This window comes from Achromobacter spanius (assembly GCF_002966795.1).
Lineage (GTDB): Bacteria > Pseudomonadota > Gammaproteobacteria > Burkholderiales > Burkholderiaceae_B > Achromobacter > Achromobacter spanius_D.
In genome coordinates this window covers 5,655,659-5,681,791 of sequence record NZ_CP023270.1, presented here as the reverse complement: position 1 = coordinate 5,681,791, position 26,133 = coordinate 5,655,659, and the positions used below count along the sequence as shown (strand labels likewise).

The following is a 26,133-nucleotide window of genomic DNA, read 5'->3' as shown; positions in this document are numbered from 1 at the left end:
CACTTCCCCTAATACCTGGCCATATCCTTATACGATTATCGTATTTTCAACGCGCCCCTCCCCGGGGTGCGTCCACAGCCGAGGCAACGCGGGCTGGCAATGAGATGCACGTTTTCGGACGAGACTTCCTATGCCTGATTCAGCTTCCCGAGTACTGTTGAAACGAGAGTCGGTCTCGCCGTTCTCGTCAGAGCCCAATCTGACGGACCGTGTCACCGAGATGCTGCTGGACGAGATTACCAGTGGCGACTACCAGGTCGGCGAGGTCCTGCCGCCTGAGCAGACCATCGCCACCCGGCTTGGCGTTTCGCGCACCGTGCTGCGCGAAGCGGTTTCCCGCCTGAAGGGCGATGGCATCGTGCAAAGCAAGCAGGGCCGCGGGCTGACCGTCATGCAGACGGCGCGGCCGTCGGTGTTGCGCATGCAGGCGGCGGACATTGGCGATGCGGATCAGGTGCTGCGCATCGTGGAACTGCGCCGGGGCTTCGAGATCGAGGCGGCGCCGCTTGCGGCGGCTCGGCGTGATGAGGACGACCTGGCCGCGATGCGGCTGGCGCTGCGCAAGATGGCCGACGCGATTGCGTCCGGCGACGTGGCGGTTGGCGTGGATGCCGACATGGAGTTCCACCGCTGTGTGGCGCGTGCTACGCGCAACGAACACTATCTGAATTTCTTCGATTTCCTGGCGGTTCTGCTCAAGAAGAACCTGCGCGTGTCGCGCTCGCGGTCGGCCAAGATCGCGGGCCGCGGGGCGCAGGCGCAGAAAGAGCATGAAGCGCTGTTTGCCGCCATCGAGAAGGGCGACGTGGAGCTGGCGCGGCAGCATGCGCGCACGCACGTCGACAACACGGAAGCACGTCTGCGTACAGCGGCGGCCACGGCTGAGAAGCCGTAGGCGCCCAATAAGGGCATCCTCCAAGGGGAAGTGGTGATGGGTCAGAAGACGGTCGACGAGTTGGTGCGCGCCGAGGAGGGACTGGTCAGCCGGTCCATCTTCGTGGACGAAGAGATCTTTCAGCAGGAACTGAAGCAGATCTTCTCGCGTGCGTGGCTGTTTGTGGGGCACGAAAGCCTGGTGCCCAAGCCGGACGATTACTTTGTCTCGCGCATGGGTACGGAATCCGTGATCCTGACGCGCGACCGGCAGGGGCAGATCCAGGTCATGCTCAATAGCTGTGCGCATCGCGGCATGAAGCTGTGCCGCTATGACCACGGCAACAACCGGACCTTCACCTGTCCGTACCACGGCTGGAGCTTTTCCACCGACGGCAAGCTGGTGGAACGGCCCGGCGAGCTGGTCGGGGTGCCCGGCCACGCGACGCACTACAAGGGCGAGCTGGACAAGAAGCAGTGGGGCCTGAAGACGGTGGCGCAGGTGGTGAACTACAAGGGCGCCATCTGGGCGACCTGGGACCCCAATGCGCCACCGTTCCTGGACTACATCGGCAACATGCGGCTGTACCTGGATGCGGCGCTGGATCATCGCAACGGCAGCCCGGGCGGCTCGGAAGTCATCGGCGGCGTGCAGAAGTGGCGCGTAAAGTGCAACTGGAAGTTCGCGCCCGAGAACTTCATTGGCGATCTTTACCACGACATCAGCCACCGCTCGGTGGACATCGTGGGCATCGGCCCGGGCGGCGGCAAGGGGCGGCGCGATGCGTCGGCGACGCGCTCGGCGATCTGTTTTCCGGAGTTGGGCCACGGTCTGCTGGGCCGGTTGCCGTTCTACGAAGAAGGCCCCTACGCGCCGCAATATGGCCGTTATCCGGAAGTCGAGGCCTACTACCGCGAGATCCACGAGCAGCGCGAACGCACGCTGGGTTCGGCGATGCGGGTACAGACCAGCGTGGGCACGATCTTTCCGAACATGTCGTTTCACGGCCGCCAGCCGCGCACGCTGGCGGTGTTTCATCCGATCAGCTCGACCGAGATGGAAATGTGGCGCATGTACCTGGTGGACAAAGATGCACCGGAAGCGGTCAAGGACGCGGCGCGGCATTATTTCCTGCGTTATTCCGGGCCGGGCGGCATGACCGAATCCGACGACATGGAGAACTGGACCGGCGCTACCGAGGCCAGCATGGGCGCGATGTCGCGCGAGCTCTTCTTCAACTACCAGATGGGCGTGGGCCACCGGGAAGACGTGCCCGAGATTCCGGGCTGCGCCGTCAACGGGGAATACACCGAGGAAAACGCGCGAATCTACTACCGGCGCTGGGCGCAGTTCATGAACGGCCTGTCCTGGGATCAACTGATGGCGGGCGCCGTGCGCCTTGAGGAGGCGGCATGAACGCAACCATCGAGAACGCGCCGCCCGTGGCGCAGGACGACAGCGTGGACGACATGCTGCTGTGGTGGGAAGCGCACCGCTTCCTGCACTACGAGGCCGATCTGCTGGACCATCGCGAGTTCGACAAGTGGCTCAGCCTCCTGGACGAGGCCATCACGTATCGCATGCCGCTCACGCGCAACGTTCGCCGCGACGCGATGGCGCAGGAATACTCCGGCAAGCAGGATGCGGCCTGGTTCGACGAAGGCATCGATACGCTGCGCCAGCGGGTGGCGCAGATCAAGACGGGTATTCACTGGGCCGAAGAGCCGGCCTCGCGCGTGTCCCATCTGGTGACCAACATCCGCGTGCTGGACGTGACGCCCGACGAGGGCGGCGGCGACCTGGTACGGGTGCGGTCGCGCTTTCTGATCTATCAAAACCGCTTGCAGTCCGAAGTGAATCTGTTCGTGGGCAAACGTGAAGACGTGCTGCGCAGGCGCGACGGGCGCTTCACGATACTGTCGCGCGAGATCCACCTGGACCAGAACGTACTCTTGTCGAAGGCGCTGACGATCTTCTTCTAGCGCGACGATGCCGGACCCGGCCCGTCTGCCGGGAATCGATGGTTTTCCTTCCACTCGGGGCCAGACCGCCGACAGGACGCGCTCGCCCATACCTGGAGTTGCAGCATGCAAAGACGTACTGTACTGAAGGCCATTGCCGGCGCGGCCGCGATGTCGGCGACGGGAATCTCGTGGGGCGCCGACGCCGCGTATCCGAGCAAGCCGATCCGCCTGATCGTGCCGTATCCGCCCGGCGGCGTCACGGACGTGGCGGGGCGCCTGGCCGGTGAGATCCTTACCCGCAAGTTCGGGCAGCCCGTGGTGGTGGAGAACCGGCCGGGCGCGAACGGCATGATTGGCAGCCAGCAGGTGGCTTCCGCGCCGGCGGACGGCTACACGCTGCTGCTCAATGGTTTGGGCGGCATGGTGTTGCCGATGGCTACGGTGACCGGGCTGCCGCTGGACACGGCGCGCGCCTTCACGCCGATTGCGCAGATGGCGGAGTTCATCAACGTACTGATCGTGCAGACGGACTCGCCGATACGCAGTGTCGACGATCTGATCGCCACGGCGCGCAAGCGCAGCAAGGACGGCCTGAACTACGGATCCAACGGCATCGGTTCGTCGGTGCATCTGACCACGGCGTTCTTCGCGCAGCACACGGGCACCAACCTGCTGCACGTGCCATACAAGGGCAGCGGCGAGATGCTGGTGGATGTGGTGAACGGCAACCTGGACTTCAGCTTCAGCAACCTGCCGCCGGTGATGGGATTGATCCGCAAAGGCTCGATACGTCCGATTGCGGTGACCAGCAGCTATCGCAGCAAGCAGTTGCCGGATGTGCCGACGATGGCCGAGCAAGGCGTGGCGGATTTCGACGTGACGAGCTGGCTGGGCGTTTATGGCCCCGCGGGCATGGCGCCGGACGTGGTGCAGAAGATCAGCGCGGCCTTGCAGGAAGGCATGGCGCAGCCGCAGTCAGTGGAAACCTTGACCGCCGCGGGCTTTGAGCCCAAGCCGCGAGGGGCCGATGCCTTTGCGGAATTGAATCGGGCCGAGCTGACGCGCTGGAAGCAGGTGGCCACCAAAGCCAGCATTTCCCTGAAATTCGGAGCCTGAGCATCATGGAAACCTCATCAGCCCCGCAGCGTGTCCACACGGCCATCATCGGCGCGGGGCATGCGGGCGTGGAGTGTGCGTGGGCCTTGCGCGCAGCCGGCGTGGAGGGCGACGTCGCGCTTTTTGGCGCGGAAGCGCATGCCCCCTACGAACGGCCGCCGCTGTCGAAGGCGCTGCTGACCGGCTCGACCAGCGCCGAACGCATCGCGCTGCGGGCGGGTAGTGCGTACGAGAAGTCGCGCGTGATCGTGGTGGCGGGCGATCCGGTGACTGCGATCGACACCGCGGCGCACACGCTGCGTACGGCGTCGGGCAGCGAAGTTGTTTACGAACACTGCGTGCTTGCCACTGGCGCCAGCGCGCGCGGCATTGCCGAGGTGGCGGGCGAGCAGGTGTTCTCCGTTAGAGGCCTGGACGACGCGCACCGGCTGCGCGAGGCGTTGCGGCCGGGCATCCGGCTGCTCGTCGTGGGCGCGGGGTATCTGGGGCTGGAGGCGGCCTGCTCGGCGCGCAAGCTGGGCGCAGAGGTGCTGGTGCTGGAGCAGGGCGGCAACGTGATGGCGGGCAAGGTGTCCGAGCCCACCGCCACGCGCTTGGGCGACCTGCACCGCGAGGCCGGCATCGAGATCCGCCACGGCGCGGCGGTGCGGCGCTGGGAACGTACTGCGACGGGCTGGCGCGCGCATCTGGCCAGCGGCGAGCCCATCGATGCCGAGCTCGTGCTGGTGTCGATTGGCGCGGTGGCCGAAACGGCGCTTGCCGAGGCTGCGGGACTGATCTGCGTGGACGGCGTGGTCGTGGACGAATGCTGCCGGACCTCGGCGCCCGACGTCTATGCCATCGGCGATTGCGCCAGCGCCTTTCGGGGTGAGCTTCAACGCTACGCCCGCATCGAAAGCGTGCAGAACGCGCTGGCGCAGGCACGCACGGCGGCGGCCGCCATTGCCGGCAAGGCACCGCCCGCGGCGAGTCCGCCCACGTTCTGGTCAGAGCAGCAGGGGCGGCGCCTGCAGATGGCTGGCCTCGTCGATCCGGCCGCGCCTTGCCGTGACGTGCTGCTGCCCACCGCCAAAGGCTGGCTGGTCGAGCGCTATCAGCACGGCCGCCTGGCCGCAATCGAAGCGGTCGACAGCCCCGTGGAATTCATCAAGGGCGTGCCGCGCATCGGCGCGCCCGAAGCGGTTGCGGCCGCTGTTTGACGCTACCTCTGGAGACAACATGCCCGTTGCGATATTTGAATTGCCCGATGGCGCCGAACAGGTGCTGGACGTGCCCGACGACTGGTCGCTGATGGAGGCCGCGCGGCGCGATGGCCTGGAAGGCATCGTCGCCGAATGCGGCGGCGGCGCCATCTGCGGCACCTGTCACGTGCAAGTGAACGCCGAATGGCACGCGCGGCTGGAGCCGCCCGGCATGGCCGAGGAGGCGTTGCTGGAAGTCGTGCCCGAGCGCTGCCCGACCAGCCGCCTGTCCTGTCAGGTCATCATGACGCCCGAGCTGGATGGCATTCGCGTGCGCGTGCCGTCATCGCAGCTTGAACTGTAGCCGCGGCGCTGAATCGCAAGGAGCCACCGCATGGCCGACAACAAATCCATCAACCTCGTCGATCTGCAACCCGGTGTGCGCGTGCGCATGGCGGGCGGCGCGTTGGCCGAGATCGTCGAGAACCCGCAAGACGGCTTCTGGCTGATCGTCCGCTATCTGGACCATCCCGCCGAACCCGCGCTGGTCGACGCCGGTGAGCAGCAGGTGTTTGCCACCGACGTCGAAGCCATCGAACCCTGACCCCACTGGAGCTCCCAATGAATCAAAAGCCCAAAGTCATCGTCTCCGCGCCCGTGCCGCCGGACCTGCGTGAACGCCTCGCCGAGCGCTGCGAAATCGTCGAAGTGCCCACCGGTCAGAATCCCGCTGACGTGCTGGGTGCAGACGAGCGCGCGCAGATCGAAGGCATGGTGTGCACGGTGCGCACCAAGGTCGATCAGGCGTTGCTGGACGCCTTGCCCGCGTTGAAGGTCAGTTCGAACTTCGCCGTGGGGTTCGACAACGTCGACCTGGCGGCCGCCACGCGGCGCAAGGTGCTGATCTGCAATACGCCGGGCGTGCTGGACGGCGCGGTGGCCGACGTGACCATCGGCCTGATGCTGTGCCTGTCGCGCAACCTGGTGGCGGGCGATGCCTTTGTGCGCAGCGGCGCGTGGACCAAGGGCGCCTTTCCGCTGACGCGCGACATTCGCGGCAAGACGCTGGGCCTCTTGGGCATGGGCCGCATCGGACGTGTCGTGGCGCGCGCGGCGCAGGCCTTCGACATGAAGGTGATCTATCACAACCGCCGCGAGGATCCGCAGGCCGAAGGCCTGGCCACCTATGTGGATCGCGATGAACTCTTCAAGACGTCCGACGTGCTGAGCGTGCACATCCCGCTGTCCGCGGAAACGCGCCATTCCGTCGGCAAGCGCGAGCTGGAACTGATGAAGCCCACGGCGTACCTCATCAACACCGCGCGCGGACCCGTCATCGACGAGGCCGCCTTGGTGGAAGCGCTGCGCGCCGGCACGATCGCGGGCGCGGGGCTGGACGTGATGGAGCAGGAACCGCTGCCGGCCGACAACCCGCTGTGCGCCTTGCCGAACGTCGTGCTGCAGGCCCACGTGGGCAGCGCGACGCACGAAACGCGGCGCGCGATGATCGACCTGGCGGTGGCCAATCTGATGGATGCGCTGGGCGGCCAAAAACCACAGGCTATGGTCAACGCCGAAGTCTGGCAGGCGCGCGCCTGACGGCAATGCGCCGTTAGACGCGGCCCCGCTAACGCGCGGCTGGCGGGGCGGGACCAGCGCATGCAGCCGGTCCCGCCTTTCGCCTATTTCCCGCCGTAATCCACCACGATCCCCGCCTGCTTCGCAACCTCGCTCCAGCGCTTGAGCTCCGCTTTCGAAAACGCCTGGAACTGCGCGGCGTCGCGCAACTTGGGTTCAAAGCCGGCGTTGATGATGCGGCTCTGGTATTCCGGCGCGGCCAGCCCGGTGACGATGGTGTTGGACAGTTGGGCGATGATCGCCGGCTCCACCTGCGCGGGCGCATACATGCCCAGCCAGCTCGTGACGTCGAAGTCCTTCATGCCCTGTTCCTGCATCGTCGGCACATTGGGCAACTGGCGCGCGCGGTAAGCGCTGGTCACCGCCAATGCCTTCAGGCGCTTGCCGTCAACCATCGGCAGCGTGGGCGGCAGGTTCATGAAACAGAGGTCCAGGTCGCCGTTGGCCGTGCCCACCAGCGCCTCGCTGGCGCCCTTGTACGGCACATGATCGAACTTCAGGCCCGTGCGCATGGCAAAGAGCTCGGCCGTCATCTGCGACGAACTGCCGACGCCGTTGCTGCCGTACAGCGGTTTGCGCTTCGTGGCGCGGAGATATTCGATCAGCTCCGGGACCGTATTGGCCGGGTGGTCGACGCGGACGACAAGCGCGTTGACGAACTCGGCTACCTGGGCGATGGGAAGCAGGGCAGTGGGGATGTCGATGGGCAACCCGCGCAGCGTGGCGGGCGGCAGGACGTTGTGGCCGAGGCCCCCGGTGGTGAGGGTGTAGCCGTCGGGCTTCGATGCGGCTGCTGCCTGCATGCCGATGACGCCGCCCGCGCCGGCGCGGTTCTCGATGACCACGCTCTGGCCGTACTTGGCATAGAGCAGGTCGCCGACCAACCGTCCCGCAAGATCGGTGGCGCTGCCTGGGGTGGATGAGACGATGATCTTGATGACGCGGGACGGATACGCCCCGTTCTGTGCCCAGCTTGCGCCGGTCAGGTGCAGGCCGGCGGCGGCCCCCATCAGCTTCAACGCACTACGACGTTTCATGACGACTTCCCCTTGGGTTATAGACCTACTGCTTCACGTGCTGCTCCAAAAATGTGATCCGAACTTTGTACGATAAACATATTTCTCGTACGGTACGGGTCACGCGAGAGCACGCAAATTGCGGCTTACCCTAGGGGAGTCGTCGCGGGCCTTGCGGCCCGGTTTTCAGCGCACCGGCCAGCCGTACATCAGGCCGCCGTTGCGGTACGAGGCGTTAAGGCCGCGTTCGAGTTTCAGCGGGCTGTGGGGGCCCAGGTTCTTCTCGAAGCTCTCGCCGTAATTGCCGACGGTCTTGATGATGTTGTAGGCCCACTTGTCATCGACACCCAGGTTCTTGCCCATGCCCGGCGTCACGCCCAGCAGGCGCTGGATGTTCGGATTGGTGCTTTTCAGCATCTCGTCCACGTTCTTGGACGTGACGCCGTATTCCTCGGCTTCCAGCATGGCGTTCATGGTCCAGCGGACCAGGTTGAACCATTGCTCGTCGCCCTGGCGGACCATGGGACCGAGCGGCTCCTTGGAGAAGTTTTCCGGCAGGATGTCGTACTTTTCCGGGCTTTCCAGGTTGCTGCGCGCGGCGGCGAGCTGCGATTTGTCGCCGGTGAACGCGTCGCAACGGCCCACGGCGAAGGCGCGGATGATCTCGTCCAGGCGCTCGACGACGACTGGCTTGAAGTTGACGTTCTGCGAACGGAACCAGTCGGCCAGGTTCAGTTCAGTGGTGGTGCCGGGCTGCACGCAGACCGTGGCGCCTTCCAGCTCCTTGGCGCTTTTGACGCCCAGGGACTTGTTCACCATGATGCCCTGGCTGTCGTAGTAGTTGACGCCCACGCCGATCAGGCCCAGCGTCGTGTCGCGCGTCAGCGTCAGGGTGGTGTTGCGGGTCAGCACGTCGACTTCGCCGGATTGCAGGGCGGTAAAGCGCTGCACGGCGCTGATCGCCTGGATCTTGGCCTTGGACGCGTCGCCGAACAGGGCAATGGCCAGCGCGCGGCACAGGTCCACGTCCAGTCCGATCCAGCCGCCCTTGCTGTCGTTCACGGAAAAGCCCGCGACGCCCGTGGATACGCCGCAGTGGACAAAGCCCTTGCTCTTGACCGCGTCGAAGGTCGCGCCGGCATGGGCGGTCCAGGACGAGATGAACAAGGCGGTTCCTGCCGCAGCCAGTTTGAGTGCTTTCATGGTGTCTCCGCGCAGCGTTGCGCATGTTTATCGCTCAGCCGAAGGCTGAAGTGCGGCGCATAGTACCAGTGGGTCCGGGAGGGAGAATCGGGGAATTCCCGTTAAATCCGAGTGGCGGAATTTGATGGGAATAGAATCGGCCTATGACACCCCAAGACGACCCCGCAGGGCCGGACGATCAGCCTAGGCGCCCCTTCGCCTTCGTGAAGGACCAGCTGCATGGCACGTGGACCGAGCTGACCCGCGTCAACACCAGCGACCGACCCTGGGAAATGCCCCTGGCCGCCGCGCTGTCGTCAGGCCTGCCGCTGATGGTGGGCGCGTATTTCGGGCGCATGGACTACGGGCTGATGTCCAGCCTGGGCGGCATGGTGTTCCTGAGCCTGCCCAATGCCTCGCTGCAGATCCGCATGATGATGCTGCTGGCCGCGTCGTTCGGTATGGTCGCCTGCTATGCGCTGGGCGCGCTGACGCAATTCTGGCCAACCGCCACCATCGCGGCGCTGACGCTGATAGCCATGGTGGTGAACATGGTGTGTCGCTGCTATCGCCTGGGGCCGCCGGGCAGCCTGTTCTTCATCATGGCCACGGCGATTGCCGCGTACACGCCCGGCACCGTCGAAGACGTGCCCCTGCGCGTGGGAATGGTGGCGCTGGGCTGCCTGGTCGCATGCCTGGTGGCCTTTGCGTATTCGCTGCACATGACGCGCGTCGCGCCGCCGCCCGCGCCCATCGAGCTGCCCAAGCCGACCTTTGATTTCGTGGTCTACGACTCGGTGATCATCGGCCTGTTCGTGGGCATCTCGTTGCTGGTGGCCGAACTGCTGCAACTGCAGCGGCCGTACTGGGTGCCGGTGAGCTGCCTGGCGATCATCCAGGGCGCCAGCCTGCGCGCGGCATGGAGCCGGCAGATGCACCGCATCCTGGGCACCGCGGTGGGGCTGTGCGTGGCGTGGGCGCTGCTCAGCCTGCCGCTGAACGTCTGGACGCTGAGCCTGGTGATGATGGCGTTGTCCTTCGGCATCGAGACGCTGGTGGTGCGGCATTACGCCAGCGCGGTCGTGCTGATTACGCCGCTGACCATCTTCCTGGCCGAGGCGCCGCATCTGGGGCAGGGCTATCCCATCGACGTCATCGAGGCGCGTTTCGTGGACACGGTGCTGGGCGCCTTCATCGGGGTGCTCGGCGCGGTGCTGCTGCACAACCAGCGTATCCGCCCGGTGCTGTCGCGCTGGATGCGGGCGGTGCTGCCGCGCCGGGTGAATTGACGCCGCGATGCCAACGCGGCAGCATGGACCTTCCGATACCCTGGAGACACTCATGGATTGTTCTGTTGAAGGTAAGGTCGCGTTCGCCGATGGCCAGTCGTATCACTTCGCGACCGTGGACGCGGCGCTCGCATTCGCCGAATGCGTCAAGAGCAGCCAGAATCCCGCGCAGTGCGCCGCCACCCACGGCAGCACCAGTCAGGTCAAACTGGAAGACGTGGCCGCGCAGGAAGACGCTGAGCGGCGCGAGCAGGATCCGGGCGCCGGCACCTGATCCGGTTGTTGGCGGCGGCAAGCGCGAGGCCCACGGATCACAACCGTATACTGCGCGATCTTCGAAGCCTCCCGGAAACCCCCCGCATGTCTTACACGCCCGGCGATATCTACGTCACGTTCAACCGCCGCCTGCAGGCCTACACCGCTACGCAGATCACGCATGTAAAGGGCGACGGGGCGGGCGCCGAGATCGCCGTGCTGAGCCTGGATTGGGTGGGCAGCGAGTTGCCCGGCGACGCCGACATCGCGGCAATGCGGCCGGCGCACTTCGATTTCTACTTCTGGCGGGACCGCGTGGATCATATGTGGATCAGCGGACCGGTACCCGCGCACGCCAAGCACGTGGGTTGGCGCGATCCGCTCGTGACCGAGGAGTCGCGCTCTTATTCAGGCGGTTGGTCCAGTGGCGACATGCTCTACAACCAGCGCCGCTGGAACGCGATCGACGCCGGCGTCCGTGCACGTTTCAAGGCGGCCGCGCATGCGGACACGCCCGATCACACGGTGGTGCTGGAGCAGCCGGGCCGCACCATCACGCGCGCCATGCGCGGCCTGGACAGCGAGGCGTTGCTTGCCGCGCCGTCGCTCGCCACGTTCGACGACATGCCCTTGCTGATCAAGCTGCAGGTGGATGCGCCCGTGCCTGGCTTGCTGGAATGGGCCCGCACGAAGCCGATTCTTAGCGAACTGGAGTACGCCAGTTTCGGCGAGCCAGTCGTCGACCTGCGCGGCACGTCGTTCCAGCGGGTCGCCATCGACGTGACCGGCGTGCGCGAACTGTATTTGAATGACGGACTGAACACGTTGTCGCTGCGCGGTGACGTGCATCCAGATCTGGTGGTGCACGCTGAGGCCGATGGCGTGTGGTTGCGGCTGGAACGCGAAAACGCGATCTGGTCCGGCGCGGGGTTGACGCTGCTCGGCGCGATCTCGCTGCGCGGCATGAAAGCGCTGGACTGCGCCGAGGTGGCGCGTGTCTTTCCGCACCTGCACTCGCTGTACGTGTGGGGTGCCCCCGGCGTGGCTACCGGCATCGAGCATCTGGCGGCCTTGCGCGAGCTGGCGATGGTTCTGATCAACGACGTGTTTCCGCCTGCCGAGAGCCGGCTGCCCGGGCCCGACGCCTGGCCGGCGCTGCAATCGCTCTGGCTCACGAGCATGCCGGCCGAGATCCTGGCGCAGGCCAAGAAGGACTACAAGAAAGCCGCAGCGGCGGGTCTGGACCTGGAGGTCAGCAAGCCCCGCAAGCCCGAATGGCTGGCCGCGAACCTGGACAATCCGTTTCGCGAATGGGACGGCAGCGAGCACATCACCGCCGCCCAGGCCAAGAAAGCCGCCGCGCTGTACCGCAAGACCCGCGGCGACGCGATGAAGGCCGCGGCGGCCCACGCCGCCGATGCGCAAGGGCTGATGTCGGCCATGTCGGATATCGTGCGGGCGTATACGGAAGGCTTCAACGCGCTCGACCGGCGCACGGGCTTCATCGAGACCGTGGAGCGCGATCAGATCTATGTGGCGCTGATGGGCATCCTGGACGCGGCGCAGGCCAAGGTCACTGAGGCCGCAGGTGACGGGGCGGCCACGCTGGACCGCGACGCGCTGGATCGCGCGGTGGATGAGGTGCGGGACTGGTAAGCGGGATCGGGCGCCGGCAATGACCGGCGCCCGTCCGTCAGACACCGCCGGCCGATTCGCAATACGGACAATCCGCGAGGCTCTGCTGTGTGGAACCGGCCTGCCCCGGCGACGTCCGTCCGCGGCTTGGCTCCCCACCTTGCGCCGCACCGCCTTCGCCGCCATGAAAGCACTCGTGCGCCAGCCACTGGCTCAGACGCTCGTAGCTTTCCATGTTGCTGCGCCAATTTGGCGCGCAAAGATAATAGCCAAGCGGGCTTTCAAAGGTGCGATCGAAAATATCCACCAGTTGTCCCGTGGCCAATTCCTTTTCGATCAGGCAGTGCGGCATCAGCGCCACGCCAAAGCCGGACGACGCAGCCTGGATAATCATCGAAAACAGATTGAAGCCCGGCCCGAAACGGGCGCGGTCATAATCGCCCAGATACGTCGAGAACCAGTATTCCCAGGACAGCGGAATCTCGATGTGCTGCAGCAGCGTGCATTGCTTGATGTCTTCCAGGCTGCTGATGGGATGCTGGTCCAGATATTCCCGCGAACACACCAGCCGGGTTTCGCGGCCCGTCAGGTATTTGGCCGCGCCGTCGTGCCAATCGCCGTATCCATACTGAATGGATGCGTCGAAATCGAGCTCGGTGCTCTTGTAGTCCGCGACGCTATAGCGCACGAAGTTGATAGATATATCCGGATTGACCTCGCGGAACGTCTTCAGGCGCGGAAACAGCCATTGCGCCGCAAAGGTGGGCGCGGCCGAGACATTCAGGGATTTCGCCGATTGCTGCGTCGCCATGACCTGCGACGTGGCGCTTTCCAGCGTATGCAAGGCCGGCCGGATCAGGCTGAGGTAGGTCGCGCCCATGCGGGTGAGCTGCAATCCGTTTGTTCCCCGGATGAACAGCGCGTGCCCCAGATAACCTTCCAGCGTGGCGATATGCCGGCTGATGGCGCTTTGCGTGACGAACAGTTCCTTGCCCGCCTTCGAGAATGACAGGTGCCGGGCGGCCGCGGAAAACGCGTTCAACTCGGAAAGGGTGGGGCAGCGGCGTCTCATAGGGGGGTATGAGTAAAGCTCATAAGGCTCTTCAAATTTGTGTCGAACGCATAGGGGGAGACCCGGTATCGGACCCCCGAATTGTACCGGTAGAGTTCGGCATGCCGTGATTTCCCGGCGTTTTGAACTGTTTACGTGGTCGATTTATGAATCCGGTTGTCATCAAGAATTGCAGGATCCTCAATACCCGAACCTTGGCCCTCGAAGCCGCTTCGACCGTGCTGGTCGAGGACGGGGTCATCACCCGCATCGGCGCCGACGCAACGGCGCCGGCGGATGCGCAGGTGGTGGACGCCAAGGGCATGACCTTGATGCCCGGCATGATCGACTGCCACGTGCACGTGGTGGCGTCGTCGTTCAACCTGGGCCGCGTCGCGGCCCTGCCCAACGCGCTGGCGCTGCTGCGCGCGTTGCCCATCATGCAGGGCATGCTGGACCGCGGCTTCACCTCGGTGCGTGACGCCGGTGGCGCCGACTGGGCGCTGGCGCAGGCCGTGCTGGACGGCACCGTCGACGGCCCGCGTCTCTTCTGCTCGGGCAAGGCCCTGTCGCAGACCGGCGGCCACGGCGACTTCCGCCCGCGCAACGATGAACTGGATCCTTGCCCGTGCTCGGTCAAGATCGGCAATATCGGCCGCGTGGTCGACGGCGTGGACAACTGCCGCCTGGCCGTGCGCGAGGAAATCCTCAAGGGCGCCACGCAGATCAAAGTCATGGCGTCCGGCGGCGTGGCATCGCCCAACGATCCCATCCAGAACCTGGGCTTCTCCGAAGCCGAGCTGATCGCCATCGTCGAAGAGGCCAGCAACGCCAACACCTACGTGATGGCCCACGCCTACACGCCGCGCGCCATCACGCGCGCCGTGCGCTGCGGCGTGCGCACCATCGAGCACGGCAACCTCGTCGACCACGAAGCCGCGCAGGTCATGAAGGAACACGGCGCCTACATGGTGCCCACGCTGATCACGTACGAAGGCCTGGCCAACGATGGCGAGCGCTACGGCCTGCCGCTGGACTCGGTCAAGAAGATCGCCACCGTGCGCACGCAGGGCCTGGCCGCGCTGGAGATCCTGGACGAAGTCGGCGTGAAGATGGGCTACGGCAGCGACCTGCTGGGCGAAACCCACTACATGCAGTCCGACGAACTGGTGCTGCGCAGCCGCGTGCTGGGCAATGCCAAGGTCATCCAGCAGGCCACGCTGATCGGCGCCGAGATCCTGAATCAGGAAGGCCTGCTCGGTGAAGTGTGCGAAGGCGCCTACGCCGACCTGCTGCTGATCGACGGCAATCCGCTGGACGATATCGAACTGCTCACCAAGCCCGATTCGATCAAGCTGATCATGAACCGCGGCCTGCTGCACAAGAACGCCTGCTGACGTTCCCCTCTTCCTTACTCCGGAATTTCCCCACCATGTTTTCCGTATCCGACCGCCTGGAGCGGTTGCCCTTCAGCAGCTTTCATTTCCGGCTGCTGATGATCGGCGGCCTCGGGCTCGCCTTCGAAGCGCTGGACGCCGGCATCATCGCCTTCATCATCCCCTCGCTGCGCACGCAGTGGGGCCTGACCACCGGCCAGATCGGCTGGATCGCCAGCAGCACCTATGTCGGCTTCCTGGTCGGCGCGCTGTTCTCCGGCATCCTGGGCGACCGCTACGGCCGCAAGAAGATCATGATGTGGGCGCTGCTGCTGTTCTGCGTGGCCACGTTCTTCAACGCGTTTGCGCGCAACTATCACGAGTTCTACATCCTGCGCATGATCGCCGGCATCGGCATGGGCGCTGAAGGCGCCATCATCGCGCCGTACCTGGCCGAATTCGTCAGCAGCAAGTATCGCGGCCGCTTCACCGGCGCGCTGGCGGGCTTCTTCTCGTTCGGCTTCGTGATGTCGGCGCTCTTGGGCTACTTCATCGTGCCGATGAGCGACGACGGCTGGCGCTGGATCATGATCATCGCTTCTGTTCCCGTCGTGTTCCTGCTGTGGTGGCGCAAGTCGTTGTTCGAATCGCCGCGCTGGCTTGAACACACCGGCCAGACCGCCGAGGCCAACCGCATCTGCGAAGCCATCGAAGCCGAAGTCCTGAAAAGCACCGGCCGCCAGCTGCCCACGCCCGTTGCCACGCGCAACGCCACGGCCACCAGCGCGCCGCAGCAGACGGCGATGGCCAAGCTGGCGTCGCTGTTTTCGCAGGAGTACCTGGGCACGACCATGCTGGTGTGGGTGTTCTGGATCACCGTGCTGTTCTGCTACTACGCCTTCCTGGTGTGGATCCCCAGCCTGCTGGTTGAGCGCGGCTTCACCATCACCAAGAGTTTCTCGTACACCATCCTGATCTACCTGTCGCAGATCCCCGGCTACTTCTCGGCCGCGTACTTCAACGACAAGATCGGCCGCAAGTACACCATCCTGGCCTACATGCTGCTGTCGTGCCTGTCCGCGCTGGGCCTGGCGCTGGCCAGCGGCGAGCAACAGATCATCATGCTGAGCATGCTGCTGTCCTTCGGCATGAACGGCGTGATCGCCGGCCAGTACACGTACACCGCCGAAATCTATCCCACCTCGATCCGTGCGACCGGCATGGGCGCGGCCTCTGCATTCGCCCGCATCGGCTCCATCGCATCGCCGACCATCGTCGGCGTGGCGTACCCGGTCCTGGGCTTTGCCGGCGTGTTCGCCATGATGACCGCCATCCTGCTGGTCGGCGGCCTGGGCATCCTGTTCTACGGCAAGAACACGCGTGGCGTCGTGCTTGAGGAGATCAACGCATGACGAAGGCATCCGCATTCCGGCCGCTGGCCGGCCACGCGCGCGATTTGGCGCTGGCCGCGGACCGGCAGGCGCAGTGGGGCGTGATCTCCAACCTGCTTCACGCCTGCTTTGGCCACAAGCTGTTCACCGCGCTGCTGTACCTGCAGGATCACCGGCTGATGAAGCGTCTGCATACCTCGGACGAGAGCATCAGCCCGCTGGGCGGCTTCAAGGCCACCGGCAACGGCCCGTGGTCCCGGCTGGTGCTGGAAGAAGGGCGCTTGTATGTCGCCAGCAACGAAGACGACGTGCGCACGGTGTTCTCCGAGGCCCCGATGCTGATCGAGCGCGGGCTGCAGTCGGCGTTCAACATTCCGGTGCGGCATGAGGGGCGCGTGATCGGTTCGCTGAACATGCTGGCCGGGCGCCATGCCTATGACGACATCGACCCGGATCTTGCGGCGGTTGTTGCCGGGCTGTGCGCACCCGTGTTCATCGAAGAGATGAAGGACGCGGCAGCGGCGGCGGCAAGCGTGGACCGGGCTGCGCTCGATAGCGTGTGATGTTCTGAATGTGAGTATCCGTCCCGGTGCGGGACTGGGTTTGCGGGCCGCTTGCCGGAGTGGCTCGTGTTTTTTACGGATCGCCTGGATGGGCGGTCCGTTTTTTTTGTGCCCGGACTTAAACCCGCCGCTTTGCCGCGATCACCAGCGACACGCCCGCCAGCACCAGCGCCGACGCCGCGACCAGCAACGCCGTCAACGGCTCATCCAGAAGCAGCGTCCCGCCCAGCGCCGCCAGCACCGGCACGCTGAGCTGCACGGTGGCGGCGCGCGTCACGTTCAGTTGTTTCAGCGCCGCGTACCAGAGGATGTAGCCGAGCCCCGAGGTCACCGCGCCCGACGCCACTGCGTAGCCCGCGCCGGCGGCGTCGATCCGGACGTGTGACGCGACGAACTGCGCCAGCAGCAACGCCAGCGCGACGGGCGCCGCTCGGATGAAGTTCCCGGCCGTCGCGGCGGCCGGATTCTTCGCACCTCGGCCCAGCAGGGAATAGATGCTCCATGCCACGCCGGACGGGATCATCAGGAACACGTAGAACACCGGCGGCGCATCCGCGCTGGGCAGCATCAACGCCACCAGCCCGCTCACCGCCAACGCCATGCCCGCGCATTGCAGCGGCGACAACCGCTCGCCGATCGCCAGGCCGTACAGGATCATGCTGATCTGAATCGCGCCAAACAACAGCAACGCGCCCGTGCCCGCCGGAATGTGCGTGTAGGCATATGAGAACGCCATCGCATAGGCCAGCAACGCCAGCGCGCCCGCCCATGTTCCCTCCAGACGCGTTGATTGCCGGCGCAGCGCCAGCACCAGCCACAGCATCAACGCGCCCGACAAGATGCGGATGGCGACGAAAGTCGTAGGGTCGATAGCCGTCTGCTTGAGCGCAACCCGGCAAAGCAGTGAGTTGCCGGCGAAGGCCAGCATGGCGAAAAGAGTAAGCGCGAAGAGGCGGAAGGTCATGGCGGGCCTGTCAATGACCGCTGCGGATCCGCCTTGCGCCGATTACTGCGTGGCCCGGGCGGTCTCGCGGAACCGCTGCACGAGCGGAGAGCCGTCTTCCGAACGATACGCCAGCAGGACCTGGCTTTGGGCATCCGGCGTATCCAGTTCGCGATAGGCCACGCCGGGAATGCCCGTTTTCATGTAGGTATCGGGCAGGATCGAAATGCCCATCCCCGCTGCGACCAGACCGATGATGGTTGCGCCTTCGCGCGCCTCCTGGCCCACCTGCGGGGCGAAGCCCGCCCGGTTGGCCAGTACGCTTACGTGATCGAACAGGCCGCAGCCCAGCCCGCGCGGGAACAGGATGAATGATTCGTCCGCCAGGTCCGTCATCGAAAGCGGCTTGTTGCGGCGCGCCAGCGGATGCGATTGGGGCAGGGCAGCCATCAGCCGGTCGCTCCACAGCGGCAGCGTGGCGATATTGGGCGGCGGCACGAACAGAATGGACGGCCGCAGAAATCCCACGTCGATGTCCTTGGACGCCAGCGCGCGCAACTGCTGGCCCGTCGACTGATGGCTCAGGTCCACGCCCACGCCGGGGAAGTCCGTGCGAAAGGCATGCACGATGCGGGGAAAGGCGTCGAACATCGGCACCGACGCGGTGAACGCCACGCGGATCTCGCCGGTCTCTCCCAGCGCCGACTGGCGCACGACTTCGCCGGCGCGTTCCAGGTGGGACAGCGCGCGGCGCGCCTGGTCCAGAAACAGCGCACCCGCCTGCGTCAGTTCCACGCTGCGGCTCGTGCGTGTCAGGAGCGGCGCCCCGAGTTCTTCTTCCAGCGCCTTGATCTGCAGGCTGAGCGGCGGCTGGCTGACGTGCAGCCGGCGCGCGGCCTGGCTGAAGCTCAGTTCCTCGGCGACGGCGACGAAGTAACGCAGTTGGCGGAAATCCATATTTATTTGGAAAGCAAATAGATGGGCTTGAAAAACGGTATTGGACGATATGAGTGTACGCCGCGCATCATTCGGCCATACCAACACGCATAACGACACAGGAGACAACCATGAAGGCTTTCAAGCCCGTCCGGGCCCGCCGCACGTTTGCCGCCGCCGCAGGCGTGGGCGCACTGATCGGCGCCATGCTGGCACCGCTGCCGGCTGCCGCGCAGACCAACTATCCCGACAAGCCGATCCGCATCGTGGTGCCGTATGCCGCCGGCGGTGGCGTGGATATCGTCACCCGCCTCGTCAGCCAGAAAATGGGTGATGCGCTGAAGCAGACGATCATCGTCGAAAACCGGCCCGGGGCTGCCACCAATATCGGCATGGACACCGTGGCGCGCGCGCCGGCGGACGGTTACACGCTGCTGACCGCGTCGAACACGCTGGCCGCGAATGGCGCGCTGTTCTCCAAGCTGACCTTCGATCCCGCGCACGACTTCACTCCGGTGGGCGCCATCGGATATGCGCCGCTGGCCGTGGTGGTCCCGGTCGAGTCGTCGTTCAAGACGTTAAAGGACCTGACGGACTACGGACGCGCACATCCCGACAAGCTGACCTACGCGTCGGCCGGCAACGGCAGCTCCGGCCACCTGGCCAGCGAACTGCTCAAGCGCGAGAGCGGCATGAAGGCGCTGCATGTGCCGTACAAGGGCGGCTCGCCCGCAGTCACAGACCTATTGGGGCAGCGGATTTCCTTTATGTCCATCAACCCGCTGGAAGTCGTCTCGCACGTGAAGGCGGGCAAACTGCGCGCATTGGCCGTGCTGGACGACGAGCCGGCAAGCATGCTGCCCGAGGTGCCCACGGTGGTGTCGCAAGGCCTGCCGGGCGCGATGGCCACAGTGTGGTGGGGCTTGATCGGCCCCAAGGATTTGCCGCCCGAGGTCACGGAAAAGCTGAACGCCGCGCTGCAATCCGCATTGAAGGACCCGGCCGTGAAGCAGCGCTTCGGCGAGATGGGCGCGGTTGTCACGCCCGGCACGGACAAGCAGTTCGGCCAGTTCGTCGCGGCGGAAACCACCAAGTGGACCAAGGTCATCAAGGACGCGGGCATCAAGGCTGATTGACCGCGTTCGCGCCGGCACCGGGCCGCGTGGGCGGGTCCGGCCGGCAATCATGCATAGAGGAATTGAAATGGATCGGCAAAAGAACGGGCTGGTGGTCAGCGCGCACTCAGCAGACTTCGTGTGGCGCGCGGGCGGCGCTATCGCCCTGTACGCCAAGCGCGGCTGGAAAATGACCGTGGTCTGCCTGTCGTTCGGCGAGCGCGGCGAATCCGCCAAGCTGTGGAAGCAGCCGGGCATGACGCTGGAGCGGGTCAAGGCCGACCGCCGCGACGAAGCGCGTCTGGCTGCCGACATCCTGGGCGCGGACATCCGGTTCATGGACTGCGGCGATTATCCGCTGCGCGTGTCCGACGAGGCGCTTTTTGAACTGGTGGACGTCTACCGCGAACTGCAGCCGGAATTCGTGCTGACGCATTCGCAGAAGGACCCCTACAACTTCGATCATCCGCTTGCCACGCACGTCGCACAGGAAGCCCGCGTGATTGCGCAGGCGCACGGGCATCATCCCGAGCAGGCGGTGCTGGGCGCGCCGCCCGTGTTTCTGTTCGAGCCGCATCAGCCCGAGCAGTGTGAGTGGAAGCCGGAAGTGCTGCTGGATATCTCCGAGGTCTGGGACCAGAAGCGCCGCGCCTTCGAAACCATGGCCGCGCAGGAACACCTGTGGGAGTACTACACCCGCGTCGCCTTGCAGCGCGGCGTGCAGGCATCGCGCAACTCGAACCTGAAGATCAAGTACGCAGAAGGCTACCAGCGCGTGTTCCCGCAAGTCACCGGCGAGCTGGCATGAGCATCGCCGTCAGGAACATCGACCGCGCCGACAGCACGGTCATCGCACGCCTGGCGTCTGCCGGCGTCGCCACCGCACACGAAGCGCAGCAGCGCACTGGCCTGCTGCAACCCTACCTGCGGCCCGTATACGCCGGCGCATCCATCGCAGGCAGCGCCGTCACGGTGCTGGCGCAGCCGGGCGACAACTGGATGCTGCACGTTGCGATCGAACTCTGCCGTCCGGGGGATATCGTCGTTGTAGCCTGCGCGTCGTCGAGTGAGGACGGGATGTTCGGAGAGCTGCTCGCCACGTCGATGCGCGCACGCGGCGTGCAGGGGCTGGTGATCGACGCAGGCTGTCGCGATGTCGCGGCGCTGAAGGACATGCAGTTTCCGGTGTGGTCAAAGTGCATCTCCGCCAAAGGCACGGTCAAGGCGACGCCAGGGTCTGTGAACGTGCCAGTCGTGTGCGCAGGGGCGCTCGTGCAGCCCGGAGACGTCGTCATTGCCGACGATGACGGCGTGTGCATCGTGCCGCGCGAGCGCGCGGTGCAAGTGGCGGACGCCTGCGATGCGCGGTTGGTCAACGAGATGGCCAAGCGCAAGCGGTTGGCCGCCGGGGAGCTGGGGCTGGATATCTACGGCATGCGGGAAAAGCTGGCCGCCGCGGGGCTGGTGTACGTGGACGGCAGCCCGGGTGCGTAGGCGGCGGGGGCGCCTTACCTGGTGATGCAGTTCACCGAATTTCCATACCGATGGCAGTCCGTGATGGTGGGCCGCGGGGCCATGTAAGGCATCATCAGCATCATGTTCTGATCGCGCTGCGCCTGCTGCTGCGCGGCGATTTGCTGGGCCTTCTCCAGTTCCGTCTGCATGGTCTTCTGCGACTCGGCCAGCAGCTTTGCGGCTTTCGTGTTGTATTCGCCGAAGGTGATCTTCTTTGCCCAGAGCTGCGCCCGGAGCGCTTTGCTGTCGGCTTTCAGGATGTCGAACGTGGCGACGACGCTGCCAGGCGAATAGCGCTTCAGATATGCTTGACGCATCTCGAAGCACTGCGCCATGACCGGATCGAAATCGTTGATCGCCTGCTGTTGCGCGGGGGTGGCCAGGCTCGGATCCGCCAACTGCGCCAGTGTCGCGTCGGTCGCCTTCGCCGGCAGCTTCGACCTCAGGGGATCCAGCCGGGTATCGGCCCACGCATTGGCGCAAAAGGCCTCGACGTTATCGGAATCAACTTTCTGCTGGTTGATGCGCTGACCTTGAGGAAACGCGCAGCCGCCCAGAATGCCAGCCATGAACAGCGCGGCAATTGCTCTCATTCTTACTAATCCGTTAAATACCTGCGCCTGTCGAACACGCCCTTGCCTGGGTGTCTTGGTGACATCGCAAAGGGGATTCACATCGTCGCGCCATCCGGGCGCCCAGATCGCGCAACGGTGTGGATCATACGGCGAGAAGGGAAATCGCGAGCAGCTTCACCGGATGGGCGTCAGCGCTTGCCCTGCGCGTCCACCGGCCCGGTCACCGTAATCACCAAGGGAACGCCATTGATTTCCCGGGGCAGGCGCGCCGCGACGTTGGCGTCTGTAACCCCGACGGCCAGGGCTTCTTCGCCCGGGCGTCCCGTGGTAATGCCCACGGAGACGACGCCCGGCGTGGCGAGCAGCCGCGCCTCTTCGCTGGCCAGGGTTTGCCCAACCGCGCCCGCCGGCTGCGTTGCGGCCGGGCTGTAATCGACTGGGCCGGCGCCGGAGAAGTCAGGTCCTGGTTTTCTGGTGTCGCTCATGGCTCCAACTCCTCGTGCTTCGGATAAGGCTTGATAAGCGGCCGCCCCGATGAGGGCAGGGCGGCCGGAACGTCAATCAGGGCAATAGCCTGATATTCAGTGCGGAGAGCACGGACGCAATCGGATTGGCAAACGTTGTGCCGCCGCCGCCCGCAAACAGCAGGGCGACTGGCCGCACGCCCGAGGCCCAATGCCAGATCAGCGAACCGGAATCGCCGCCCGCCGAGAACGGATTGGCGTTGACCGATTGAATGGCAATCTGATTACGGAACAGCGCGACGCGGCCGCCGCCGTAATTGACGTTAACCGACACGCCAATCTGTGTCACGCGGCCTTGGGTCAGGCCGGTGGTGCGGCCGCTTTTGCCGACGATCAGACCAAGCGACGCGGCAAGCGGCGCCGTGCCCGTTTTGTAATACGCGGCGCTGCCGCCGGATAAATAATATTGCTCGCCACGGATGCGGTCGTGCCACGCCCAGCCGAACGCGGCGTCCACAAAATTCGCCGCCCCGCCAAACGCGATGGGAACCCAACGCGCCAGCACCGCGATCTGATCACCCGGATGCCGGCCACCGTCCGCTGCGCCCGGCTGGATGATGCTGTCGTTCACGCTGGCGACGTTGGAATTTGCCAGCACATGGTTGTTGCTGAGGATCAGATGGCGATTGTTCCACGGCGCCGTCAGTCCGATCGCCCGGCTTCCGAGCGTACCTGCCGTGACATTGACGTGACCAACCGACACGCCGGCAGGCGCGGGCCGGTGCCGTGCGCGATGCGAATACGCATCCACCACGCCCACCGGCACCTGCTGCACCGGGACGCTCGACAGCGCGCGTGTGCCCGCCGCCTGCGCCACCTGGCCAAGCACCGTCTCCTGCGGCATGGCGCTCTCGGTGAAGATCGTCAGTACGGGCTCGCCGGGGCCGCCCGGGCCGAATGTGACATTGGTGGGGTCCGGCAACCCTATGCCGACCCCGACGATGCCATCGGAAGCGCCACCATCCGAAAGCGTCCGGAATTCGCCGGACGCGGTCATCAACTGCGCCTCGATCGCGTCGCGCAGTGCCAGCAGGTCGTTGGATACCCCTGCTTCGGCAAAAACGGCTTGTTGTTCCGCCTCTTGGCTCAGCGCTTCGAGCCCGGCGGCGTCAGAGTCCGGGTTCTCGGGCGCCCCGGAAGCGGATTTGCCGGTAGCCGGCCCGCCTTGGTCTTCTTCGCCCGGGTTGTCCACCCGTGGGGTGTTGTTGTTCTTTCCTGACATGACAGTGTCCTCCAACTGATTGGATAAGCGTTAGCTAGAACCGTGTGATTGCCACTAAATGCTCTGTCGATGGCTCCTTGTGATGAGTGACCGGTCTGGCCGGACAAAAGCAGCCCCGTCCGCAAGCGCGCGTGCGGTTGGCGGTCTGCGGATCGGGGTCTGGAAAAGGATGTCGGGGGAAGGGCCCGAGTTGTGGCGGCAGGGCTGGACGCAGCGCCGCCGGCGTGTGCTGCGGCAGCGCGCCGGCTATCGGCCGCGGCGCGTTCCGCAGGAAGGGGGAAACGCGCGGCAGTCCGCCCGATGCGCGGGCTGCCAGGCATTTCAAGCCGCGGGATCTGGCGGCGGACTAGGCCTTTTGGGCGGTGATGCGGCCATTATTTGACGGCGCCGCGCGCTTTGGTATGGACAACTTTTGGTATGGACATCAAGCGATTGCCGGTGGCGGATGAGATCCGGATGCCGCAACATTGATGCGCCCGCGCCACATCCAGACAAACCCCATAGCGATATCGAATAAGAATGCTTATCATGCGCGTTTTGTATAACAAAACGCGTGGGGAAGGGACTGTGGGCAAAGCATCGAAAGGCTGTCAAGGCAGGCTGAAGGGCGTCGCCCTGGCCGTGAAACAGGCATTGGCGGGAAGCGCCGCGCTGTATGCCGCATCGGTAGCGGCACAGACGCAGGCCCCCGCGCCCGCCGCGATCACCGTCCTGCCCACCGTCACGGTGACCAGCGCACCCGTCGCCTTGGGCGAGGCGCCCGCGCCCATCGCCGGCGGTCTGATCGGCGGCGGCGCCCGCATGGGCATCCTGGGCAACACGTCCGTCATGGACACGCCCTTCAGCGTCACCAGCTATACCGCGCAGACCATCGAGAACGAGCAGGCGCGATCCGTGGCCGACGTTGCCACCATGGATCCGTCCGTGCGCATGAGCAGTGCGCGTTCCAACATCAATGAAGACCTCACCATCCGCGGTTTCAATGTGCCGACTGCGGATTTCGCGTTCAACGGCATGTTCGGGCTGACGCCGTACTGGCGCGCCCCGGTCGAAACCCTGGAACGCGTGGAGATCATCAAGGGACCGTCGGCCGCGCTGTTTGGCATGACGCCGGGCGGCAGTGTGGGCGGCGTCGTCAACCTGGTGCCCAAGCGAGCCACCGACGAACCCATTACCCGTCTCACCGGCTCGGTCATGTCGGATTCTGTCTTTGGCGTGCATGCCGACGTTGGCCGCCGCTTCGGCGAGGGCAACGCATTCGGCATCCGCGTGAATGGGATGCTGCGTGATGGCGACACGCCGATCAAGGACCAGTCCACGCGCGAAGCGCTGGGCTCGGTTGCGCTGGACTATCGCGGTCAGAAACTGCGTTCGTCCCTGGACCTGATCTGGCAGAAGGAGCGCATCGATAATGTCGTGCGCCAGTTTCAGCTTGGCGCGGACCTGACGTCGATTCCCGAGGCGCCCGCCAACAAGAATCCGTATCCCGGCCTCGGTTGGAGCGACGGCCGCAATACCGCCGGCGTCTTCAAGATCGAATACGACATCACGGACTACCTGACTGCCTACGCGGGCTACGGCCAGCGCAAGCTGGACTGGGACGCCTTTGCCGCCAACCCCGTGCTGCAGAATTCGCAGGGCGATTACTCCTTTTTCGGCGGCTGGCAGCGGATGACGGTGGACAGCAAGTCCACCGAGGCCGGCCTGCGCAGCAACTTCAAGACCGGCCCCGTGAGCCACAAGGTCGCCTTCAGCTACACGCTGCTGGACCAGAAGTCCGACCTGGGCTTCAACACCGGCTTCCCGCCCGGCAACTCCAACATCTACGCGGGCAACGTCTTCGACACGCCGTCCATTTCCGGTATCAGCAACCCGCTGAACCGTTATCAGAGCGTCAAGCTGACCAGCTATGCGCTGGCCGACACGCTGGGTTTCATGGACGACCGGCTGCAACTGACACTGGGGGCGCGCCGCCAGAACGTGCAGGGGCAGAACTACAACTTCGCGAACGGCGAGCCCAGCGGCCCGCGCTACGACAAGAGCGCCACCACGCCGCTGGCCGGCGTCGTCTTCAAGGTGCGGCCGGACCTGTCGGTCTACGCCAGCTACGTCGAAGGCCTGTCGCAAGGCGACACCGCGCCCACCAGCGCGGCCATCACCAACCCGGGCGAGACGCTGTCGCCGTTCAAGTCCAAGCAGAAGGAAATCGGCGTCAAGTACAACCTGAACGACGACATGCTGGCCACCGTCGCGCTGTTTGAGCTGACGCGGCCCAGCTCCGGCATTTCGGGCAACACTTTCGGAGAGTTCGGCGAACAGCGCAACCGCGGCGTCGAAGCCAGCTTTGCCGGCGAAGTCACCAAGGGCGTGCGCCTGTTGGGCGGCATCAGCTACATCGACGCCGTCATCAACAAGGCCACCACGCCCGATCTGCAGGGCAACAAGGCCATCGGTGTGCCCGACTGGCAATTCAACCTGGGCGCCGAGTGGGACACCCCGTTCGTCCCGGGCTTGACGGTGCTGGGCCGTGTCATCTACACCGACAGAACGTACGCCAACGCCGACAATTCCCTGTCGGTGCCAAGCTGGACCCGCGTCGACGCCGGCGCCCGCTACGAGACCAAGATCAGCGGCACCCCCGTCACCTTCCGCTTCAACGTCGAGAACCTGTTCAACCGGAACTACTGGGGCACCGCCACGGCCGGTTATCTGTTCGTAGGCTCGCCGCGTACCTACACGCTCTCGACCAGCATCGCCTTCTAAGGAGGCCAA

The 26,133-nt window shown here is 65.2% G+C and carries 26 protein-coding genes; 18 read left to right on the top strand and 8 right to left on the bottom strand.

Annotated features, from left to right (window positions below):
- Positions 1-157 precede the first annotated feature (157 nt).
- The 8 genes from CLM73_RS25785 (at position 158) to CLM73_RS25750 (ending at position 6,734) form a co-directional block, all read left to right on the top strand.
- On the top strand, positions 158-895 hold the full coding sequence (locus CLM73_RS25785) for a FadR/GntR family transcriptional regulator (protein ID WP_234015753.1): 738 nt from the start codon (positions 158-160) through the stop codon (positions 893-895).
- 36 nt (positions 896-931) lie between these two features.
- Complete coding sequence (locus tag CLM73_RS25780; RefSeq protein WP_105240850.1) at positions 932-2,290, top strand: aromatic ring-hydroxylating oxygenase subunit alpha; 1,359 nt, start codon at positions 932-934, stop codon at positions 2,288-2,290.
- Entirely contained in the window at positions 2,287-2,856 is a 570-nt protein-coding gene (locus CLM73_RS25775; RefSeq protein ID WP_105240849.1) for a 3-phenylpropionate/cinnamic acid dioxygenase subunit beta, read from the top strand. The genes CLM73_RS25780 and CLM73_RS25775 overlap by 4 nt, the downstream gene beginning before the upstream one ends.
- A gap of 105 nt (positions 2,857-2,961) precedes the next feature.
- A complete protein-coding gene (locus CLM73_RS25770) occupies positions 2,962-3,954 on the top strand; it encodes a Bug family tripartite tricarboxylate transporter substrate binding protein (protein WP_234015752.1) in 993 nt (330 codons plus the stop codon).
- A gap of 5 nt (positions 3,955-3,959) precedes the next feature.
- The gene (locus tag CLM73_RS25765) at positions 3,960-5,153 is read left to right on the top strand and encodes an FAD-dependent oxidoreductase (RefSeq protein ID WP_105240848.1); all 1,194 of its coding nucleotides are present in this window, start codon (positions 3,960-3,962) and stop codon (positions 5,151-5,153) included.
- Positions 5,154-5,172: 19 nt separating this feature from the next.
- The gene (locus tag CLM73_RS25760; protein ID WP_056559563.1) at positions 5,173-5,499 is read left to right on the top strand and encodes a 2Fe-2S iron-sulfur cluster-binding protein; all 327 of its coding nucleotides are present in this window, start codon (positions 5,173-5,175) and stop codon (positions 5,497-5,499) included.
- A 30-nt stretch (positions 5,500-5,529) separates the two neighbouring features.
- A complete protein-coding gene (locus CLM73_RS25755) occupies positions 5,530-5,739 on the top strand; it encodes a hypothetical protein (protein ID WP_056324762.1) in 210 nt (69 codons plus the stop codon).
- Positions 5,740-5,756: 17 nt separating this feature from the next.
- On the top strand, positions 5,757-6,734 hold the full coding sequence (locus CLM73_RS25750) for a 2-hydroxyacid dehydrogenase (RefSeq protein ID WP_105240847.1): 978 nt from the start codon (positions 5,757-5,759) through the stop codon (positions 6,732-6,734).
- A gap of 83 nt (positions 6,735-6,817) precedes the next feature.
- Here the strand turns inward: CLM73_RS25750 and CLM73_RS25745 are convergent, their stop codons facing one another.
- On the bottom strand, positions 6,818-7,810 hold the full coding sequence (locus CLM73_RS25745; protein ID WP_234015751.1) for a Bug family tripartite tricarboxylate transporter substrate binding protein: 993 nt from the start codon (positions 7,808-7,810) through the stop codon (positions 6,818-6,820).
- Between the two features lie 165 nt (positions 7,811-7,975).
- Positions 7,976-8,992, bottom strand: a complete 1,017-nt coding sequence (locus CLM73_RS25740; protein ID WP_105240845.1) for an amino acid ABC transporter substrate-binding protein — start codon at positions 8,990-8,992, stop codon at positions 7,976-7,978.
- A 143-nt stretch (positions 8,993-9,135) separates the two neighbouring features.
- On the opposite strand from CLM73_RS25740, the gene CLM73_RS25735 reads away from it, so the two are divergent.
- The 3 genes from CLM73_RS25735 (at position 9,136) to CLM73_RS25725 (ending at position 12,171) form a co-directional block, all read left to right on the top strand.
- On the top strand, positions 9,136-10,260 hold the full coding sequence (locus tag CLM73_RS25735; RefSeq protein ID WP_105240844.1) for an FUSC family protein: 1,125 nt from the start codon (positions 9,136-9,138) through the stop codon (positions 10,258-10,260).
- A 52-nt stretch (positions 10,261-10,312) separates the two neighbouring features.
- Positions 10,313-10,534, top strand: coding sequence for a hypothetical protein (locus CLM73_RS25730; RefSeq protein ID WP_105240843.1), 222 nt, complete (start codon positions 10,313-10,315; stop codon positions 10,532-10,534).
- Positions 10,535-10,620: 86 nt separating this feature from the next.
- Positions 10,621-12,171: a gliding motility protein gene (locus tag CLM73_RS25725; RefSeq protein WP_105240842.1), complete on the top strand. Its 1,551-nt coding sequence runs from the start codon at positions 10,621-10,623 to the stop codon at positions 12,169-12,171.
- Positions 12,172-12,208: 37 nt separating this feature from the next.
- Here the strand turns inward: CLM73_RS25725 and CLM73_RS25720 are convergent, their stop codons facing one another.
- Positions 12,209-13,222, bottom strand: a complete 1,014-nt coding sequence (locus tag CLM73_RS25720) for a LysR substrate-binding domain-containing protein (RefSeq protein ID WP_234015750.1) — start codon at positions 13,220-13,222, stop codon at positions 12,209-12,211.
- Positions 13,223-13,368: 146 nt separating this feature from the next.
- Here CLM73_RS25720 and CLM73_RS25715 point away from each other — a divergent pair, with 146 nt between their 5' ends.
- The 3 genes from CLM73_RS25715 to CLM73_RS25705 are packed head-to-tail and all read left to right on the top strand — an operon-like array spanning position 13,369 to position 16,531.
- Complete coding sequence (locus CLM73_RS25715; RefSeq protein WP_105240841.1) at positions 13,369-14,598, top strand: metal-dependent hydrolase family protein; 1,230 nt, start codon at positions 13,369-13,371, stop codon at positions 14,596-14,598.
- Between the two features lie 35 nt (positions 14,599-14,633).
- Entirely contained in the window at positions 14,634-15,989 is a 1,356-nt protein-coding gene (locus CLM73_RS25710) for an MFS transporter (protein ID WP_105240840.1), read from the top strand.
- Entirely contained in the window at positions 15,986-16,531 is a 546-nt protein-coding gene (locus CLM73_RS25705) for a GAF domain-containing protein (RefSeq protein WP_105240839.1), read from the top strand. The genes CLM73_RS25710 and CLM73_RS25705 overlap by 4 nt, the downstream gene beginning before the upstream one ends.
- Positions 16,532-16,649: 118 nt before the next feature.
- Here the strand turns inward: CLM73_RS25705 and CLM73_RS25700 are convergent, their stop codons facing one another.
- The gene (locus tag CLM73_RS25700; protein WP_105240838.1) at positions 16,650-17,495 is read right to left on the bottom strand and encodes a DMT family transporter; all 846 of its coding nucleotides are present in this window, start codon (positions 17,493-17,495) and stop codon (positions 16,650-16,652) included.
- Between the two features lie 42 nt (positions 17,496-17,537).
- Positions 17,538-18,431, bottom strand: a complete 894-nt coding sequence (locus tag CLM73_RS25695; RefSeq protein WP_105240837.1) for a LysR family transcriptional regulator — start codon at positions 18,429-18,431, stop codon at positions 17,538-17,540.
- Between the two features lie 110 nt (positions 18,432-18,541).
- Here CLM73_RS25695 and CLM73_RS25690 point away from each other — a divergent pair, with 110 nt between their 5' ends.
- The 3 genes from CLM73_RS25690 to CLM73_RS25680 all read left to right on the top strand — a co-directional run bounded on the left by CLM73_RS25690 (position 18,542) and on the right by CLM73_RS25680 (position 21,019).
- Positions 18,542-19,546 carry a tripartite tricarboxylate transporter substrate binding protein gene (locus tag CLM73_RS25690; protein ID WP_105240836.1) on the top strand — a complete coding sequence of 335 codons (1,005 nt, stop codon included), beginning with the start codon at positions 18,542-18,544 and terminating at the stop codon, positions 19,544-19,546.
- A gap of 67 nt (positions 19,547-19,613) precedes the next feature.
- A complete protein-coding gene (locus tag CLM73_RS25685; protein WP_105240835.1) occupies positions 19,614-20,333 on the top strand; it encodes a PIG-L deacetylase family protein in 720 nt (239 codons plus the stop codon).
- On the top strand, positions 20,330-21,019 hold the full coding sequence (locus tag CLM73_RS25680; protein ID WP_105240834.1) for a 4-carboxy-4-hydroxy-2-oxoadipate aldolase/oxaloacetate decarboxylase: 690 nt from the start codon (positions 20,330-20,332) through the stop codon (positions 21,017-21,019). The genes CLM73_RS25685 and CLM73_RS25680 overlap by 4 nt, the downstream gene beginning before the upstream one ends.
- 14 nt (positions 21,020-21,033) lie before the next feature.
- Here CLM73_RS25680 and CLM73_RS25675 read toward each other — a convergent pair whose 3' ends face one another.
- The 3 genes from CLM73_RS25675 to CLM73_RS25665 all read right to left on the bottom strand — a co-directional run bounded on the left by CLM73_RS25675 (position 21,034) and on the right by CLM73_RS25665 (position 23,361).
- Positions 21,034-21,609, bottom strand: coding sequence for a hypothetical protein (locus CLM73_RS25675; RefSeq protein WP_105240833.1), 576 nt, complete (start codon positions 21,607-21,609; stop codon positions 21,034-21,036).
- Positions 21,610-21,803: 194 nt separating this feature from the next.
- Positions 21,804-22,100, bottom strand: a complete 297-nt coding sequence (locus CLM73_RS25670; protein WP_105240832.1) for a hypothetical protein — start codon at positions 22,098-22,100, stop codon at positions 21,804-21,806.
- Between the two features lie 76 nt (positions 22,101-22,176).
- Positions 22,177-23,361, bottom strand: coding sequence for a S1 family peptidase (locus tag CLM73_RS25665; RefSeq protein ID WP_234015749.1), 1,185 nt, complete (start codon positions 23,359-23,361; stop codon positions 22,177-22,179).
- A gap of 621 nt (positions 23,362-23,982) precedes the next feature.
- Between CLM73_RS25665 and CLM73_RS25660 the strand changes: the two genes are divergently transcribed.
- Positions 23,983-26,124 (top strand): TonB-dependent receptor, encoded by a 2,142-nt coding sequence (locus CLM73_RS25660; protein ID WP_234015748.1) that lies wholly within the window; start codon positions 23,983-23,985, stop codon positions 26,122-26,124.
- Positions 26,125-26,133: the final 9 nt, after the last annotated feature.